The 15441-nt window shown below is 60.8% G+C and carries 18 protein-coding genes and 1 pseudogene; 10 read left to right on the forward strand and 9 right to left on the reverse strand.

Annotated elements, in window-relative coordinates:
- Positions 1-19: 19 nt before the first annotated feature.
- From G3N94_RS01360 to G3N94_RS01370, 3 genes are read right to left on the reverse strand one after another with little or no spacing between them, the layout of a single operon-like run.
- On the reverse strand, positions 20-1468 hold the full coding sequence (locus tag G3N94_RS01360; RefSeq protein WP_205790214.1) for an ATP-binding protein: 1449 nt from the start codon (positions 1466-1468) through the stop codon (positions 20-22).
- Between the two features lie 17 nt (positions 1469-1485).
- Entirely contained in the window at positions 1486-3669 is a 2184-nt protein-coding gene (locus G3N94_RS01365; RefSeq protein WP_205790216.1) for a hypothetical protein, read from the reverse strand.
- Positions 3666-4445 (reverse strand): TnsA endonuclease N-terminal domain-containing protein, encoded by a 780-nt coding sequence (locus G3N94_RS01370; RefSeq protein ID WP_205790221.1) that lies wholly within the window; start codon positions 4443-4445, stop codon positions 3666-3668. Before G3N94_RS01370 ends, G3N94_RS01365 begins: the two co-directional genes overlap by 4 nt.
- 216 nt (positions 4446-4661) lie before the next feature.
- Between G3N94_RS01370 and G3N94_RS01375 the strand changes: the two genes are divergently transcribed.
- From G3N94_RS01375 to G3N94_RS01420, 10 genes are all read left to right on the forward strand, one after another.
- Positions 4662-5153 carry a hypothetical protein gene (locus G3N94_RS01375; RefSeq protein WP_205790222.1) on the forward strand — a complete coding sequence of 164 codons (492 nt, stop codon included), beginning with the start codon at positions 4662-4664 and terminating at the stop codon, positions 5151-5153.
- Positions 5154-5164: 11 nt separating this feature from the next.
- Positions 5165-5869, forward strand: a complete 705-nt coding sequence (locus G3N94_RS01380; protein WP_205790223.1) for a hypothetical protein — start codon at positions 5165-5167, stop codon at positions 5867-5869.
- A 342-nt stretch (positions 5870-6211) separates the two neighbouring features.
- The gene (locus G3N94_RS01385; protein WP_205790224.1) at positions 6212-6445 is read left to right on the forward strand and encodes a hypothetical protein; all 234 of its coding nucleotides are present in this window, start codon (positions 6212-6214) and stop codon (positions 6443-6445) included.
- Positions 6446-6462: 17 nt separating this feature from the next.
- Positions 6463-6936 (forward strand): hypothetical protein, encoded by a 474-nt coding sequence (locus G3N94_RS01390; RefSeq protein ID WP_205790226.1) that lies wholly within the window; start codon positions 6463-6465, stop codon positions 6934-6936.
- Positions 6937-6985: 49 nt separating this feature from the next.
- Positions 6986-7300: an H-NS histone family protein gene (locus G3N94_RS01395; protein ID WP_205790228.1), complete on the forward strand. Its 315-nt coding sequence runs from the start codon at positions 6986-6988 to the stop codon at positions 7298-7300.
- A 48-nt stretch (positions 7301-7348) separates the two neighbouring features.
- Positions 7349-7570, forward strand: a complete 222-nt coding sequence (locus tag G3N94_RS01400) for a ClpX C4-type zinc finger protein (protein WP_205790230.1) — start codon at positions 7349-7351, stop codon at positions 7568-7570.
- Positions 7571-7626: 56 nt separating this feature from the next.
- The gene (locus G3N94_RS01405; RefSeq protein ID WP_205790231.1) at positions 7627-8079 is read left to right on the forward strand and encodes a hypothetical protein; all 453 of its coding nucleotides are present in this window, start codon (positions 7627-7629) and stop codon (positions 8077-8079) included.
- Positions 8080-8089: 10 nt separating this feature from the next.
- Positions 8090-8527, forward strand: a complete 438-nt coding sequence (locus G3N94_RS01410; RefSeq protein WP_205790233.1) for a hypothetical protein — start codon at positions 8090-8092, stop codon at positions 8525-8527.
- 348 nt (positions 8528-8875) lie between these two features.
- Complete coding sequence (locus G3N94_RS01415; protein ID WP_205790239.1) at positions 8876-10342, forward strand: diguanylate cyclase; 1467 nt, start codon at positions 8876-8878, stop codon at positions 10340-10342.
- A gap of 697 nt (positions 10343-11039) precedes the next feature.
- On the forward strand, positions 11040-12062 hold the full coding sequence (locus G3N94_RS01420) for an HNH endonuclease signature motif containing protein (RefSeq protein WP_205790241.1): 1023 nt from the start codon (positions 11040-11042) through the stop codon (positions 12060-12062).
- A gap of 270 nt (positions 12063-12332) precedes the next feature.
- Here the strand turns inward: G3N94_RS01420 and G3N94_RS01425 are convergent.
- The 6 genes and pseudogenes from G3N94_RS01425 to G3N94_RS01450 form a co-directional block, all read right to left on the reverse strand.
- Positions 12333-12605 (reverse strand): annotated as a pseudogene (locus G3N94_RS01425) (LysR family transcriptional regulator); the annotation flags it as partial.
- 365 nt (positions 12606-12970) lie between these two features.
- Entirely contained in the window at positions 12971-13951 is a 981-nt protein-coding gene (locus tag G3N94_RS01430) for a tyrosine-type recombinase/integrase (RefSeq protein ID WP_205790247.1), read from the reverse strand.
- A 7-nt stretch (positions 13952-13958) separates the two neighbouring features.
- Positions 13959-14150, reverse strand: coding sequence for a hypothetical protein (locus G3N94_RS01435; protein WP_205790254.1), 192 nt, complete (start codon positions 14148-14150; stop codon positions 13959-13961).
- A 292-nt stretch (positions 14151-14442) separates the two neighbouring features.
- Positions 14443-14724, reverse strand: coding sequence for a hypothetical protein (locus tag G3N94_RS01440; RefSeq protein WP_205790256.1), 282 nt, complete (start codon positions 14722-14724; stop codon positions 14443-14445).
- A gap of 78 nt (positions 14725-14802) precedes the next feature.
- Positions 14803-15081, reverse strand: coding sequence for an XRE family transcriptional regulator (locus tag G3N94_RS01445; protein ID WP_205790258.1), 279 nt, complete (start codon positions 15079-15081; stop codon positions 14803-14805).
- Between the two features lie 4 nt (positions 15082-15085).
- Positions 15086-15319, reverse strand: coding sequence for a hypothetical protein (locus tag G3N94_RS01450; RefSeq protein ID WP_205790260.1), 234 nt, complete (start codon positions 15317-15319; stop codon positions 15086-15088).
- Between the last annotated feature and the right edge of the window lie 122 nt (positions 15320-15441).

Genomic DNA, 15441 nt, shown 5'->3' on the forward strand with positions numbered 1-15441 from the left:
CGACAAGCGCGCATTGTAGCTATTCCTGCTCGGCATCTTTGCCCATCGCGAACACATTGACGGGCGTGAGCCCCCGCTCGCGCAACTGTTCGTGCAGACTGCGCGTCAGTTCGAGATTGCGTAGATCGCGCGGATCATCGGAGGGACGGGATTGACCCTTTCGGATCGCCGCCTTCTTCGCAGGCTTCGCCGAGAGCTTGCTTGGTCGCTGTCGGGCCGCGAAATCCATAACCGCACGATCGAGGTTTTCGACAGCCTCGGCCCATGCTTTGTCTGTCGCAAGGTCGTCGAACTCCTGCATGCCGTCGGTGCTGCCTGAGCGCAGTACACGCAAAGCCGCTTGCAGTGGGGCGAGTTCGGCAACCGACACGCTTTCGAGCGTTTCGGTCGTCAACTGTTCGCCCGCGGCCAAACAGCGAAATTGCGCGAGGATGAACAGCGCGATGACAATCGACGTGATTCCCTGTGTATGGTAGTAGAGTGCGGCCCGGAACGTCGGGTCGTCGGGAATTGGATACTCGGTCCAGTTGTAGTGCGTGACCGTGCTGACGAAATCGTCCCACGCGTCCTCGTCGGCAGCAAAGCGTTGAAACTCGTAGTAGCCCATTGCCGCCGCGCGTCGCGCGTCCTGCAGCGTCTTGCGAAACACCTTGGTGACGCCCGGGGTGCCGATGCCAATGATCGGAACGCCGATTTGCTCGACCATACTGCTCAGAAACGTCAAAAAACCCTCATCTCCTTGTGTCTTGGCACGGCTCAAGTTCTGCAGCTCATCGATAATCAACATGCCGAGGAAGTGATTCGCCGCCACAGCTGCCATTTCCTCGAGCAGCACGGCAAGCTTCGGCGATCGTCCGCTTGGCGGGAAATTCGCGCGCGCGTATGAGGTACCTAACGCTTTGTCGACGGCCGCGAAGAACCGCAGCGCCAGGCCTGACAGGGAGCCGTTGTGCGGGCAGTCGATCTTGATCCACACCAGTTGAGGGTGAATAAACTGATGGTCGCCGTAGCGCGTATGTTGTATCACTTGAGGATAGAACTGCAGCAACCGATTGACGAACGTCGACTTGCCTGTGCCGCTGAGTCCTGAAAACAGAATCCCGGACGAGCGATGCGCGGAAGGCTCGGGCACGCCGTACGCGTGCTGCCCGCCATTGTTCACGTAGTGAAGGTGCTGCCAGGTTTCGGCGCGCATTGGATTGCGCGTCGTGTAGCCCTCTCGCAGCACGACCGAAAAGATCGAGCTGTACAACCCGTACTCCGGCAGGAGATAGATCAGTTTACGAATCGACGGCAGTGCATGGATACGGAGTTCGGCGGGCGTAGCGCGATCGCTCTCCTGTGGTGCCGGCGGTAGCCACTCGATCATTGAGGCGATCTCGGCTGTCGAGCGGATTGGCGGCAGCGCCTCAATCAAAGGATTACCGTCATATGCCGCAACACCGGTGGGCCGGTAGATGGCTTGCATGAGAGGCGGGCGTGGCATCAGCTCTTCTCCGGTTTGGAGATCGAGCGTCGCATCGCAACGATGTTGTTGCGCCGGGTTCGCATCTGGCTGCGGTGTTTCGCGGCCGCCTCACGTTCGAGCACTGCCAAACTCTCCTGTGGAGATGGCGCTTGCGCCTGGAGTGCGTTCTGCATTGCGACTTCGCGCTGACGGTTCGCCTTGGTCGAATTCAAGTATTCCCGGTTGGTTGCGGGCTTTGGCGCGGCGCGCTTAGCGGATGTCGCGCCGGACACGACGCGTTGCTGCCGCTGCTTCCTGACGGACTTCTGTGCGTTTTCGTAATCGGTCGCGTCATGAGCGGCGAACTGCAATGAGGCCCGCAACTCGAGCATATCCTCGAACCGCAAGCGGGTGTATCGGGCCGATGCGGACAGATTGAGTTGCCAGCGCGACCAGTGGCCGGATTCAGGATCGGCGACATATACGTAGTCCACGCAATTCTCGTCGTAATGGACGATGAAGGACCGACGGGCCCGTCGCGCCCGTGCGAGCAGGAGCTCGTGGTCGCCTCGCTCTGGCAGGTAGTACAAGTCGTCGACCTTCAAACCGCTCTCGGTCAGTGGACATCGTCGCGAGGGGAGCAAGCAGCGGTAGAGCGTGGCTGGGTCGGCATGCCGTGCGCGTTCGCCCGACTCGTGTTCCAAGCCCCACAGGTAGATGTCACGGCGGTACGGTTTAACACCAGCTTGAATCATGTCTTTAGTGAGAAGATCCGGGATGGCAACAGCGTTGTTGTGAAAGAGCACTTCGTCGATGAGCACCTGAGTAAATTCCCGCAGCGTCAGAGCTGCATCCCAGCGCAGATCGAGGTCTTTCCGCGCATCGTGCTCGAGCGCCCGAGCTTTCCATGCCCCAGGCACCCAGCCGACAGATTCGTTGACCGTTGCAAATTTGTTCTCGACCGTTCCCTTGGCAACCGGCAGGCCGACCGGATTGATGTTGCAATCGATCTGCAGCAGATGTTGCAGGGATCGCTCGGCGTGACGGCTCAAGAGTTCGGCATTGTCGGCGACAACCAGATTGCACAGCTCCTGCGCCGGCCAGTCTTCGGCACAAATGGTGATGCCGTATTGGGCGCAGAAGTTCACTTTGTCGCTGAACGCGCAATAGAGGGCCATGCGAGCCGCGTTCCACGACGGCCCGATCAGGCCCACGTGCAGTCCAACAATCATGGTCGATCGACGGTCGACCACAAAGTAGATCACAGGCCGTCCGATCAAATGGTTGCGATGAAATTCCGAGACCAGATAGAAATTACCGACTGTGGCGTCGATTTCGAAGATGTCGGCGGGGCCGATTGTCGTGTCGCGGGCGCGGCCTGCTCGACCGCGCAGGCGCTTGCGCCACAGAAGGTCGTTCAGCACTTCCTTCTGGAGGTTCATGTCCTCCATGAGTCTCGCGGCCCAGTAGCGGTACGCGTGCAATTGGATCAGGCGGTTCGAAGGGTAAGGGATCTTGCGCACTTCGCCGTCGACGAGTTCCGGCATCGAGTAGTGGTGCATGATCATCTCGTCGTAACTTTCCTTGAGCGTCATGCCGCGTCGCAGGTGATAGAGCTTGATCGAGAGTGCGATGAATTTCAGGTCGTCGGCGGTGACGTTCACGCCGACGGCGCTGGGATCGTGCCCGGCCGCGAGGACTTTGCGCGGGCGGCCACGTTTCCGGCCCTCGATCACTCGGCGCGTTTTGTGGGCGCCGCCGCTGTTGGGATAGCCGGGGAGCAGCGCATTAGGAATCTGCCCGTAGCGCCAGTAGCGCTGCAGCACCCGGTACAGGTAGGCGACCGTGAAGCCGACTTCGGCGGCTCGCTGCGTGAGCAGCCGCCAGCGATCGCCCTCTTCGAGGATCAGGTCGGCATTCTCCCGGGTGACAAGCGGGTGTATCGCGCTCCAGAGTGCGTCGCGCTTGGCCTTGTGAGTGGCTGGCATCTCACTTTCCGCATGTCGTATGTAGTCCGGCAACGGATCGGGACCGAGCGACACAAGATGCTCGCTGACCCATCTGTCGGCCATGTCGCGCGGGACAGCGAAAGGCTTGCCGTGCGGTGGCTCCAGTTTGAAGAGGACAAGGTGGTCGCCCCGCCGGGCGAGGATGCGGTGTGCGGACGAGAGGGGTGAATCGCCGTTCGGCACCAGCACGGCGTTGATCTTCAATCGGGTCATGCGGTGGTGGCTCGGAAGTTGGCCGCCAGCGCCGGATGGGGCTTCGTCAAGTGCAGCGGCGTGTACAGATCGACTTCGAGCAGGCGATGCCAGGCCAGATACCGGAAGACATGGATGGCCATCAGCCGCGCGACGCGTAGCTGCTCTGCTACACGATCAATGATCTTGCCCAAAGGCCGCAAAAATGATTGTTCCGCAAGTAACTCGAGGTAATACCCCTGCAGGTCTGCTGACGGTGCACCCCGGCCATCTTTGTCCCAGGCGCGCAGCCATCGCAGATTCTGGCCCAGCACTTCGGGCAGATCGTGCTCGGTAAGTAGCTCCCACGGCGTGCCACGTATAAGCCACGCCTGACGCTCGAGCTCGAGATTTTCGCGCGCCCGGGCATCAACAAGGTCTCGGGTGTACTTGAGGCTGCGAGCCAGCTGCCACCGGGTGCGGCCGTCGTCGATCGTTAGCAGCGCGTCGGTGGTAAGGGAGCGTGCATGGCCGCCGAATTCCGGGTGTGCAATGCCAAGCTCGTGTGCGAGCGCCAGGGTTTCCGTGATGGGATGGATCGGATACTGCTCACGAATGTCGATGGCGTTCCCCAGATACTCGCACAGCAGATGGTGCCGATACTCCAGGTTGGAGAGATAGTGATGTGTGCGGCCGGTTAGCTGCGATTGCACACGAAACGAATTGCCCCGATTGGGGAATTCGCCGATGCGGATCCACGGCTGATAGGCGGCACCGTGTCCCTGCCCGCGTCCCTGACGGATCAAGCGTTCGCGCACCGCTTGTGTCTCGGTTGCTCGGTATCGACCCACTGCCCGGATACCCCAAAAAAGACGCCACTATACAACTTTATTGTTGCTACTATACAACTTTATTTTGTCTCGCCACACCACGGTACATTCGTTGGCCCAGACACTTTACTTCGATTTGCAGCCGACATTGGGCTGGAGTCAGTTGCTAGCAACCGCTTCTCGCTTCTCGTCCCCTTTCAGATCATGTTGTATGCCGACGTGTTTGGAATCGATCCGCAGGATGTCATGCGTGAGATTTGCGCGCTGGAAGGTATCAGTGAAAGTCGCACTAAGCCAGGTACACCATTCAAAGTAGGCGGCTCATTGGAGGGACTGCATCACAAGCATTTCACGACTAGTTCGATCAGCATGGTGGCTTCCAACATGCTCGCAGTAAACGGGCGCCGTGCACTGCGGAAACTCGCCGAAGAGAAATTTGCCGATGGTTTTTCGGCGGAAGCAATCGCTAGTTTCTTACACGCGGTCGCAATTGAGAGTTATGAACGCCGCGTAGAATCTTCGACTCTCACCGGCGAATGGATCGTCTACGCGGAACACCAAGAGCGGAAGTATTACCTTTGTCTGGCGACACACCAAGGTGGGAACGATGAAGTCTTGGGATACGTGCGGAACGTTGCGCGCTTGGAGTTCGCGTTCTTGCAGGATCAACTTCCTCATCTGTTCGACGGCGCATAGGAAAACGGGAAATGAGCGAAACCCTGTCCGCCTTGATTGGGGATGTTTTTAGCTTGGCTGGTTGGCCTGGCGGGAACGTTGCTGGTCTTGCACTCAAGAGGCTGCTCGACGCTCGTCTTATCCGAGCGCGGGATATCTTGTTCGCTGAACTCGCTGCCGGGGAGATAAGTCCGGCAGCGGCCGCGTCCGATGAAAGCGTCGCGATCGTCTATCGCTATCTGCGCTCCGCTCAAGAGGGAGCCGCACGACTAAACCTGCGCCTTCTCGCTGGGGTGTTCGCGGGGCAGATAAAGGGTGCCGCGATAGCCGCAGACGAATTTCTCTATTACGCTGATATCCTAGCTTCGCTCAAGCGCGACGAGGTCATCTTGCTCGGCGTTATGCATCGCGTCTGGGCGCAGCGTCCGGACGACGGCAACGAACTAACCGTCCCGATTGTGAAGGATCTGCAGCAGGCGATCATCAACGAGGTAGTGCCTTCGGTATTCGCAACGGCGGAAGATGTGTCTGCGACCGCCGGCGCACTGCAGCGTACCGGACTCGTGGCGCCGATGCTTCCGGGATTCAGTTTCGGTAAGCAACCCGGCGTGAACTATCAACCGACCAATCTGCTGAGCAAATTGAACGACCTGGTAGAGATGGAGGGTGTGGTCGCAAGAAGCGAGAATCACGAAAACGATCGTGAGGCCGGGAGCGATTCTCAATCCGGACGGTAGGAAAACAGGAAAAGCGAATGCGCACTGAGGTGCGTGTGGCCGCGCCAGTAACCCGGCGCCACGCGAGCCCCTTCCGCTAACTGCTTGCATTTTGCCCTATGCCAGATACTGATACTACGTCTGCTGACGCTTTGATTGGTGCGTTGTCCACGTCCTTGTACTCGGACATCGATGCGAGCAAGCACCTCCCGCAGAGACGGCCACTGCTCGCTCATTACACGTCGGTAGACAATCTCCGCAACATCTTGACTGGCGAGGAACTGTGGCTCTCCAACCCGCTCAGCATGAACGACCATGAGGAGCTGTACTACGGGTTGCACCACGGAATGCAGGTAGATTGCTATGGAACCCATCGAAGTGGCGCGACGTTGGCGGGAAGAGCGCGGTTACGTCGGACGTGGTGGAGTCGTCGTGATATTCGACGGCGAAGTGCAGAGCTGGGTGAATGAGTTGCGGAACCCCGATCACTGGCAACCGGGCTGCATCGCGATCGCCGAAGACGGCCGGACGTGGACTGCGATCGCCGGCACTGAGCGCGACGGCGCGCTCATGTGGTTGCCCAATGAACCGGTTTAGAAAAAGCGGGCGAAACTATGGACTACTATCAGGGCGTCGTGACCGACTATTTGCGCGCCGACCGGGCGACATTCATAAACACGGAATGTTGCATTCAGTTGAATCCGGGCGCGAATCCTGATCGGACTGGTCCGCACTGGTATTGCGATGCGGTTGCAGTCAATCTGCGTGAAGAGCATGTCTTTCTATGTGAGATTTCGTACGCCACCGGGCTGTCGGACCTCGCTAACCGGTTGTTGGAGTGGAAATCCCATTGGCCCGCGCTTCGGGCAGCTTTGGTCCGGGACCTGTGTGTAAATCCACGCTGGCCGGTAACTCCGTGGGCGTTCATGCCGCAGGAACGCACGGCGATCCTTGAGCGCAAGATTGCGGCAGCATACAGCGTGACCGGGACGTACGAAGCAGATATGCCGTATCCAAAGATCACGGCGCTTGAAGATGTGGTCCCATGGAAGTACCGGTCATGGAACCGCGTGACCGAGCGAGGGTAACAACAAGGAAAACGCCGGCCGGCGCCGGCAACAAGGAAATAGCGAAAACATGAACTCCAAACCGACAGGTTACCTAGCCCTAATTGCGCAACGAAAGGCACTGGATGCGCAAATCAACGCCGCTCGCGAAGCCGAACGTGAAGCGGCGATCGGACAGATCAAGGAACTGATGAAGGAGTTCGATCTCAGCGTTCTGGATCTGCAAGAGAAAGTGCATAAGCGCAACTCAAGGCGCATGTCGACGGCTCCGAAGTACCGCGACCCGACGACAGGTAGAACCTGGTCTGGCCGTGGTCGGCAACCAGCGTGGCTCGGTAACGATCCTGCAGCGTTCCTAATCCAGCCAGACCTGCCCGCCATCTGAGTAGGGCAGCCGCTCGTCGACTATTGATAGGAAAACGCAAGGTACACGATGAAAAGCGCCAACAACGTTTTGCTTTGCGACTTTTGCGGGAAGAGCCAGCATGTTGCCGCTTTGCTCGTCCGAGGCATCGCGGATGCGGCGATTTGCGATGAATGCATCGATACCTGTACCGAGATCGTCACTGAGCGTCGCGAGGAGAAAGCGGAGCGTAAGTCGACGATCGTCGGCGTTGCCAAAGCTTGGGCGGTCAAGGCCATCGGGAAGCGGTAAGGGAATAGCCGAGACCGGTACTGCTAATCAAGGAAAACAGAAAAGGATTGGACACCATGATAGACCTCGGCGCAGTGCTACCCTCGATTCTGCCCGGAGCGATTGCTTGGGCGGAACAGCAATCGAATCTTGTTCTTCGGAACGGCGCATCTCTTCCGCCACAATGTATCTCGGACGCACAAGCGGTCGGTGTACAGTTGCCTGAACTGATCCGGGTCGCCGTTGTACCCAGCTTGCCGCTACCCGTCGATCCAATGCTCCGCAGCGTTGCATTGGACACGGGGCTGCTGGGGCCAAACATGGTGGGCCTGACATTGGGCCACGCGGTCTTTGTTGTTCACGGCCATGATACTCGGCGATTGCTCACCCATGAATTCCGGCACGTACATCAGTACGAAGTCGCGGGATCAATCGCGGCGTTCCTACATACGTATTTACAGCAGATAGCAGAATTCGGATACGAGCAGGCGCCGCTCGAGATCGACGCGCGTCAACACGAAATTCACTAGGAAAACACAAATGAAATTGGACGACATGAGCGCTCGCGTCTCGCATACGCACCCGATCGGAAACGAGCATCTGGCCGTCGCACTCATCGATGGCCTTGCTGCTGCACGGCGGGCACGCACGATTCAACACGTGCGGCCCGTAGTGACACCACGGCCGAACTGTCACGATGCCGTCGACGCATGGATTGCCACACATACGGGAGCGCAGGCCGTGCGCGGGTGGCTCGCCCTCGAGCTGGACGGCGCGCCGGTGCGCTTCATCGCGCATTCACTCGTACGCAACTCCGACGGCACCTTAATTGACCCCACGTTCGCGGAAGGTGAGCCCGCTCTCGCGTTCGTGCCGCACCCGCGAGCGACCGGTGGCTTCTTCTCGCTGTTGTGTCGGCCAGGAGCACCTCATGAGCTGGTCGTGTTCACACAGAATGATGATGTCCCGCCAAACTAGGGAAACAGGAAAGACCAGATATGACGTGTTGCTGCCGACGCCAGAATGAACCGGTTGCCGAGGAGCCGATGATCCGATCGGTCAGGTCGCAAATGCCGACCATTCCAGGATGACGCCGACATCCGGCCGGTTCAGGTAAATCACGGCATCTGGATCAAAACGGAGTCGGCGTCCACAGATATGGGTCAAGTACCTCCGCCGCAGAAGCATCCGCTTCGGGCAACTCGCGATTGCATGCGGATAGTTCCCTTTTTAGTATCCGGAATCCAGATCCATTATGATTTTCACGGCGCCTCAGGCGCCGGGAAACATGTGTATTTCGAATTAATTCAGTCAGCGAGGAGTCCCATGCAACACCGGTCGGTGGCACCTTACTACGTCGTGGTGATCGGCATCGTGATCGCCGGCGCGCTGATGGGCCTGTGCGTGTTGCAACTATTCCAGAGTAGGCAGGACGCGCTCGACCGCGCGCGCGAAACCTCGCGCAATCTCGGGCTGATGGCCGAGCGCGACATCGCGCGCAATTTCGAGCTCTACGATCTGTCGTTGCAGGCAGTGATTCAGGGTATGCAACGCCCCGACGTGATGGCCGCCCCGCCGTCCTTGCGGCGCGGTGTACTGTTCGACCATGCGATGACCGCCCAATTCCTCGGCTCGATGCTAGTGATCGACGCCGCAGGCAACATCATCCTTGATTCGGCAAATGACATGCCGCGCCAGGGCAACTTTGCGGATCGGACGTATTTCACGCTCCACCGCGACCACCGGGACTTGGGACTCTACATCAGCGATCCGTACTCGTCCCGCCTGCGCGGTGGCGCCCCCAGCATTGCACTGTCGCGCCGGCTCTCAAATCCGGACGGCTCATTTGCGGGCATCGTGGTGATCGCGATCAACCTCGAGTATTTCCACAAGCTATTCGCCGGCCTGGCGCTCGGCCCGCATGGCTCGATGTCACTGATCGGCAAGGACGGCATCATGGTCATGCGCCAGCCGTACGACGTGCGCACGATCGGCCGCGACATCAGCAAAGCGAGTACGTTCCGGCGCTTTGTGTCCGCGCCAGAAGGGAGTTTTTCGGAAACGGCGTCGATCGATGGTGTGCGCCGTCTCTACTACTTCAAGAACCTGCCGGGTCTGCCGCTGATCATCATGGTTGCGGAAGCCGAGCAGGATATTTATGCAGCGTGGCGGCGCCGCGCGGTGACGATCGGCGCACTGGTCGTGGCGTTCGGCGCAGGCTTCATTGCGCTGTCGATCGTGCTGAGTGCGCAGTTGCGGCGGCGGATGCGGGCGGAATCGGAGCTCTTGATGCTTGCGCGCACCGACGGCCTCACCGGGCTCAACAATCGCCGGACCTTCGGAGAGATCCTGGACAAGGAGTGGCGCCGGGCGCGCCGGGCACGTTCCGTGTTCTCCCTGCTGTTTGTCGATGTCGACCGCTTCAAGGCCTACAACGACACCTATGGCCACCAGGCCGGCGACGATGCGCTGGCCGCCGTCGCGCGCTGCATTGGCGAGAACATCCGTCGCCCCGGCGACTGTGCAGCTCGCTATGGTGGGGAGGAGTTCGTCGTGTTGCTGCCGAATACGCCGATGACGGGGGCCGCGACGATTGCCGAGCAAATCCGTGCCGCCATCAACGAATTGGCAATCGAGCACGCGGGCAGCGAATTCGGGCGCGTGACCGCCAGCATCGGCCTCGCGAGCTGGACGCCGGATCAGGATGGTGAGGCGGGCGCGATAATCAAGGCGGCGGACGAGGCGTTGTACAACGCGAAGGCAACCGGCCGGAACAAGATCGCCGCAATTTGACCTCTCTACTAACAGCCATCGGCCCCGTTGCGGGGGCGATCGGGCGTGTCCTAGTTCAGAGCGCCCGCTCATGACCGAGGCGCACGGCATCGCGCTCGTACTGATCGTCAACGCCGTCAACCGCAACACCCACACTCAACTGCTACCCCGATCGTACGATCGTCGCCTCGCCTAATCGATCGCTGTGGGTAATCGTGAAATTTTCGCCAAAAAATGTTTAACGCATTGATCAGGAGGAGAAATTTTGTGTCGGCGAGTGCCGGTGTCGAATACGGTGTCTCGCAAAATCGAACCCGAGGACGGTAGCGCTAAGCGCCCGCAATCGACTGAGCTGTCCGTCAGCCTAGCGCGCGGTCTGTGTCGACATGCGAGCGTATAACGGCCGCTCACCGACTCAAGCAGGAAAGGAAGCGCCCTTCGCCGACGATCGGCGGTTGACCGGGAGACGGCCATACGACCAGCAGTCCGGGGCGGGGAGAGCGTGCTCCACCGATCGGATGACGTCGTTGTCTCGATACGCTATGAACCGACGGGGACTCAACAGTTTACAGCGTCTCCGCGAAAAGCTTGAAGCGCAACGTCCAGCAACGTCGCTGCCTGCCCCAGTCATTGGCGAATCCACTGGCTTGGCTTCGTATGAGTAATTCGTTACTCTGCAAAGCATCGTAATTCCCGGTCGTCATGACCGAACCGAATCATGAACTTGCGGGAATGGGCAGCGACGAAGGAGTTCGTGGAACTGTGGAAGGGAACCTTCAAGGATTCCCCTGATCTTCTGGCCGCGTTCGGAAAGCTATCGCAAAAACCCAGGGCCTACCCGGAGACGCGTTCTCATTGGCTGGAGTTGCGGGAGCCTTGCGACGGCATTCGGCTCATCGCCATAGAATTCCCTTTCACCGTCGGTCCCGAGGCGCGACTTTACCTGCGGGCGTGGGCGTATTGTCCAGAGGGCAACGTTGCCTACGATGCGATGCTAGCCCAGCCGTTCGAGTATGCCGGCAAGGCGGGAAAGGCCGGTACCTGGTACCCCAACGAGAGCCCACGAGGCAACTGGCGTTCGCAGCTTGCGGAAAAGGACACTACGCTGCGCGGCATTCGACACGTGATCTACCTCGATGATTTGGAGGAATTGCCCCCGGCCGCTTTGGGGCCCGCGCTGTGCAAGATAGTCAAGGCGTTCTGTGACTACGTTGCCCAGACTGTTTCGCAGCCACCCGCGCCCGCACCTGTCGAGCCTGCTTCTGTTCCCCCTGAGCCGTCATCCGATCCGCCCGAGGCGCCAGCAACGCTCATCGCGGATATTGCTGCCATCCACCGGGACCCTCGATTCCAAGACTTGCCGCCTCCTGTGCTCGTGGCGCTTGGCAATGCCCGGATCGGACAGGGCGGCTATCGGAAGCGGATGCTGCGCTTGTGGGACGCTCGGTGCGCCCTGACGGGATGCGCTATCGAGGAGGTCCTAATTGCCTCGCACGCGCGCCCGTTTGCCCTGTGCGACACCGTGACCGAGTGCCTGGACGAATACAACGGGCTGCTGCTGTCGGCCAACATCGACCGCCTTTTCGACAGTGGGTTGATCGCCTTTCAGAATGACGGAACGGTGCTGTTCAAGGCCGGGGCTGGGCTCGCTGAACTTGTTCAAGCGGATCGATTGCGATCTGTACACCCCCGGAACGCACCTTACCTGGCCTGGCACCGCAAACACTTCGGGTTCGAGTAGGACTTGGCGGTTTGACCAGTGGTGGATGGCGGTTTCGGCGTTTGGAGATAAGTTTTCTGCCAAGGCGATCCGCTCAAATCCATTCGCAGCGTTCGCGTTTGGGGCCTTGCTCGGTTGGGCTGAGAAGTTGCTTCCGCAGCGATTTGCCATCGCGGAAACTGTTCATTTATTCCCGATTCGGGTGATCGAGTGCGGTGAGAATCTCGTAGCCGAGCAAGTAGACTGAGCGCCTCGGCACCTGTTGGCGTCCGACTCAACCTAGCTACGGAGCCCTTCGAGCTTGCCACGCGACAGGCTGAACTGCTGGCGCAGCGTCTGCGCCTCCCGCACCACGTTCCGGACGTACGGCCATAGACGTTCACCGGCTGCAGTCAACACGACCGGCTGCCGGTCACGCATAAGCAGCTTGACCTACGTGATGTCCTCCAGTTCGGTCAAGGCATGACTGATTGCAGACTGACTGCGACTGAGCCGGTCGGCGGCTGCCGTAAGCGAGCCGAGCTCGACCACAGCGGCAAGTGCCTGCAACTGGGCAAGCGTCATCTAAACTCCTTGTACGGATACATGCATATCGCGCATGAAATGTCGAAACATCATGAATTATATTGAATGGACGCGACGGGAAGCCGCGCCGCGTCCGGGACGATTGGCGTCGTGCATGCGCCCTGAAAGGCAGCGCGCATGGGAATTTTAGGTCCGCTATCGCGAAGGCTGACTGGCTGCTGTGGGTTGTCTACTGCCCCTCATCGCCTCGGTCCGCGGCTTGGCACCCGGATTCGGTGCAGTTCCTGGATCGGCGTGACTCGATCGCAAGCCCGATCAAGTCACTTCGGCTCGCCGCGCATCTCGACTAGCGCGACTTTACGTCGCACGCGAACGAAAAAATCCGTTGCTTGACGGCACCCCGTCTAGTACGCGACCTTGAAGGTCGGCGAGTCCTCGGGGCGGCTCCGGCGCCGGTCATAGAGGCGGGTGGTGGCGATGTTCGCGTGACCGAGCCATTCCTGCACCTTCGCGATGTCGGCCTCGTGATCGAGCGCGTTGGTGGCCGCCGTCGCGCGCAGGCCGTGCACGCCGAGTCCCTCGACCGCGATCTTCGCTTGCGTCGCATACGCGCACACGACCTTGTAGATGCCGTCGGGGGTGATCGCTGCGCCGGCGGGCTGGCCATGACGGCGCTTCGCCGGCTGGAACAACGGCGCGGCTGGCGTGCCGCCATGGCCGGCCGCTTCCAGATACGCGTGAATCCGTTCGGCGGTACCCGGATGCAGCGGCAGGTCACGGAGCTTGTTCCCTTTGCCGTGCACGCGCAGGTGCAGCACGCCGCGGCGCGCGTGCACGTCGCGCACCAACAGCCGGCAGACCTCCTCACGGCGCAGGCCGTGATAGAGCAGCACCGACAGCAGCGCGCGATCGCGCCGGCCTTTCAGCGTGGTGGCATCGGGTGCGTCGAGCAGCGCGCGGGCCTGATGGTCGCCGAGCGCCGGCGTCTTGCCCTCGTGGCTATCGAGCTTCGGGCGCTTCGCGCCCTTCACCGGATTGGTGTCGACCGCGTTCTGCTCGCACAGGTAGTTGAACAGCGACGACAGCGCGGCGAGCTTGCGGCGGATCGTGGCGCCGGTGAGCGCGCGGCCCTCGAGCGTGGCGCGCCACGCGAGCACGTGCGCGCGCGTGACGGTGCGGAATTCCGCGGGCCGCACAATGCCGGTGAAGGCCATGAACTCGTGCAGGTCGGCGCGGTATGCGCGCCGCGTGTGTGGGTTGTCGAGATTGGCGAACCACTCGGCCTCGGGCGGCACGGCCGCGAGGGCGTGGAACTGCGCGGCGGTCAGGCGGCGTTCGCCGTCGGGCGTCGCGGGCAGCGAGGGCGTCGGCGGAGTCGGCAGCATGGCGGGCTCACAGCAGCCGCAGGTGGCGGATCCGGCCAATGTCCGGCGAACGCTCGCAAATCAGGGCCGCAATGAACTCAGGCAGCAGCGCGCGCGGCACGGTGGCCGGCACGCCGGTGACGAGCTGCGAGGCGACCTGCGCGACGAACGCGTCGGGCGAGGTCCTGAAGCTATGTTCGTCGCTGACGCGATAGTCCATGGGACGCTCCGGATCACGTCCCGACGATACTCTTGATAACAGCGGGTTATCAAGAGCAACGGACCGCTCCGGCGCAGCCCGCCCACGGCCGCTGCCCGGTCGTCCGTGCTCCATCACTGGCGCAGTCGACGTCGCCTGTTCGACCAGGGCCTCGGCGAAACGGGCCTGGCAGGTCTGGCGTGCGATTAGGCGTTCGCGCAGGTCCGCGCATAGTCGGCGCAGCCCTTCAACGCGCGCGCCGATGCGGGCCTGTTCGGCAACGGGTGGTAAAGGACTCGACAAGCGTTCCACGTCACCAACGCGAAGAGGCTTCACTGTCGATTTGATAGCCGACGGCGTCACCTCGGAACTCGAGGTCGCTGAACGGCAAGGCGGTACGGAGGAATTCCGAACCGTACCGCGGGCCGTAGGCGCCGTCGTGGAAAGCGCGTGTCAGGCGGCGGCCGGCCGGGCCGCTCCGGGCAAGCTCGTCGACCAGATATTTCGCGTCGACGAGCTTGCGGATCTCGTCGCGTCGCTCGGAGGAAATGCCATCATCAACCGGATCGAGGAAGGGGGCGGTGCTTGCACTCATCTTGTTGCTCCTTTGTCGGGCGGCTCTCAGACGGCTGATCGATTAGTAGGTCGGCGCGAAGCAGACGCGACTACCTCGTCAGAGCGCGTCACTGTTGATCCGCCAAATCTGGCCGAGGCCCGCGGCGTCGCAAAGCAACGCCCACGCGGCATACGGGATCAAGCTTTCCTGGCTGATCCATTTGCGAATCTGCCGGCCATCGCTTTTGCCAGAGAGTCCTAGGTACGCCTCGGCCTTGCGGCCGCTCATGCCGGCGCGCCGTACGATCTCTTGAATTTCGGCACCTGTCGGGCGGCTCCAGTACAGCGCAGGCTGCAGGCACTCGCGTCGAATTTCGAGATGGGTGGTGGGACTCATGGTTTCACTTGTACGTCGTTAAAAAAAACATGCCGATGATGATGCCCGTGTCCAGCGTAGCGACGCTGAATCCGGAACGCAGTTGCTCGGTTTCCCGCAGCTTGCGCCGGAGTTCGCGGCCACGATCGCACGTGGCTTTATTCCGTGCCCGGCGCTCCGCTTCGGCGCGGGCGGCCTGCACTTCGTCGCAATACGGATCGAGGCCGACTGCGTAGATCCGGGCGGCGGCGCTGCGCATGCCTGCACGAGGAGGCCGAGAAGCCGCCGCACGAAAATTCCGAACAAGGAGTAGATTCCCTTCCGGAGCCACGCCTGCGTCGCCACGTAGAGATTGGCGAGCCGGGGTTCGTCTGAATCAGC

This window comes from Burkholderia sp. Ac-20353, assembly GCF_017104785.1.
In the GTDB taxonomy this organism is placed as follows: domain Bacteria; phylum Pseudomonadota; class Gammaproteobacteria; order Burkholderiales; family Burkholderiaceae; genus Burkholderia.